This window comes from Vibrio sp. 378 (assembly GCF_033339435.1).
In genome coordinates, this window is the sequence record NZ_JAWOUO010000043.1 from 1 (window position 1) to 2,412 (window position 2,412).

Sequence of the window (2,412 nt, forward strand, 5' to 3'; positions counted from 1 at the left end):
TCAAGCGAGCCTTGTGTTCGTAGAACTGAGAACGATTTAAAGTACTGCGTAAGTCGACGCCGTTTTGCCAGAGAGTAAAGTAATTCATTGTAGTATTAGCTTTTCTGACTGTATCGACTGCTCCTGATTGGAGAAGCTGTTGAGCAACACTTAGATGCTCATCATGTGAGATTGTGATCGTATCCATAGCTTCCTCGAAGTGCTTAATGTGCGTGAAGAAGTCTTGTTCCTCAGTCAGCCCATAAAACTGTAAGTTATGTCTTTTCAATAACTTCTGCCTTAAGCTGTACTCTAAGCGAACAACTCCATTGTTCTCGCAATAAGTGATTAGTTTGTCTATGTAACGTTGCGTGTCTTCATCTACGTTGTGAGCTTTCTTTCTATGGCGCTGTAGCTCAACAGCTTTTGTATAGAGTTTGATAAGTAACCATTCAGAACCTTCTCCCCAGTAGCAGCTGTAACCATCGGGATAAAGTTTCGGTTGTAGTGCTCGACCAAGGTTCATCGAAGACATGCCTCTGATAAATGACTGTTCACTACCCTTGCCTACTGCCAGATTTTGAGTCCAGTCGATGCTTGTGATTTCAGCACCATTACCAACGAGAGATGATCCTTTTCCATCAGGAGTTTGACGGTGTTTCAGACGGGTGTTTTTAGTGAATGGCGGTAAGTCATATTTGGCTAGAACATGGTTGTATATCTCTACACATTCATCGATCGTTTCTAGTCCAAAGAGGTTATCTTGTCTTTGCCAGCGAGACGGGTTTCCTTCAACTCTGACTCGGTAGCCATCGCAGCGGATAGTCAACTTAGTACTATGTGATCCCTCTAAGATTTTTTGATTCACCGATGGTGGTAATGACTCTCCTGTTTCTAAATCTACTCGCTCAATGACATGACGCCCCACGAGAGGTAAACCTCCCTCGTGGTAGTCTTGTTGTATGAATAAGCGGTCGATGAAGAACAAGCTAAAACCCTGTCAATAGTCTGCGTGGTACATATTTATATACCATACAGGTAATTTTCCATTACCTCAACGATTTGGTATATAAAAGTGGGTGTATGATTAAAGATATATGTACCATTTGGAGATTATTAATGATTGGTTCTGTACTAAAGGAAGCTAGAACATTAAAGAACTTATCCCAACCAGATATTGCCAAGTTGGTCGGAGTTACCAAGCAGACCTATCTAAAATGGGAAAACGATGTAACCGAGCCTAAAGCCACACAAGTAAATAAGCTGGCTGAAGTGCTTGGTATTTCTGCGAATGAGATTTGCGCAGGGAAGCTAGATAAAAAGATGAGCCTAAACTCGTTTATAATAAACATGTCTAAGATTGGTGCTGACTCTGGACTTACAGCTCTGCGGGTTTGGGAACAAGTGCCTGATCACCATCATTTTCTTAAGAGTTTGATTGAAGCAGAAGATCTTGAAGGTAAAGATACTGAAGTACTCAATATCTTATAGAGGATTCCGGTATTCCGGACTTAGTTCGGGTGTAACAGAACCCGAACCTTTCAACGGCGCACTCTGTGGTGCGCCTGCTCAGGCTTCGCATGTCTCACCCCACAGCTGCGCCTGCCAAAATTCTAATATTTAGACAAGAGTACACTATTAAAGATAATGTACCTTGGCCATCGACATAAATGTCTCACACTGTGAGACTTCTGATTAAGTTGCCCTATAGATAGTAAATGCAAGAAGCTAATAAACATACCCTATAGATAGGTGGAACTGCCGCGCGGTCAACCCAAAGAACATCAATAAACAGGTGGGCGCTTGGCTACTCATTTTCCCTCTACAAGCAAGCTTATAGCAGTGAAAATCGAGCTTAGATAATAATTACGCCAACAAGTTAAATGACTAACTTGTTGATATAGATGGAGAAAATTGTGGGCGTTTGCAAAATAATCGATATTGTGAGATTATTATAGATACGCAAAAAACTCGGCTTGTGGGGGCCGAGTTTCGTATCTATTTTATTAACCTAATGATGCATAGGAGGCAACCATGCATAAAAAGATTAAGGAACTCTTTAAAAGAGTCTTGGCAAATCTAATTGGAAGAGCATTGTGGGATGCTATAAGAGACCATTTAGATTCGCTCTAACACGTAATATATTGACGTATTATTTAACTGTTAGGGCAACTTTAAATCAATTTTGCCCGTTCGTCAACTTTGTAGAGAATTGCTCGTATTATGCGAATTATATTACGGGCTATCTCTTCAAAGCGATTCTCTTTCCTAGCATGTACGCAGCGGAGCTGCGACAATGAGCAAGTCTCTCGCCCACCCTTTGCTCACTCTAGGCTTTCAGCAAACCCTCAACATAATTCATAACCATAATACGAACTTAAGGGTTAGAAGATTAGCATTGGTGAAGTCAGTTTAGTTACACCGTATTTGGCT

Annotated in this window: 2 protein-coding genes; one reads left to right on the forward strand and one right to left on the reverse strand. The window is 41.2% G+C overall.

What is annotated here, in order from left to right; translation table 11 throughout:
- Positions 1–967, reverse strand: a 967-nt coding sequence (locus R7Q48_RS23845) for a phage/plasmid replication protein (protein ID WP_258664094.1), incomplete at its 3' end; no start/stop codon positions are given.
- Between the two features lie 95 nt (positions 968–1,062).
- Between R7Q48_RS23845 and R7Q48_RS23850 the strand changes: the two genes are divergently transcribed.
- The gene (locus tag R7Q48_RS23850; RefSeq protein ID WP_223829082.1) at positions 1,063–1,470 is read left to right on the forward strand and encodes a helix-turn-helix transcriptional regulator; all 408 of its coding nucleotides are present in this window, start codon (positions 1,063–1,065) and stop codon (positions 1,468–1,470) included.
- The last annotated feature ends 942 nt before the right edge of the window (positions 1,471–2,412 follow it).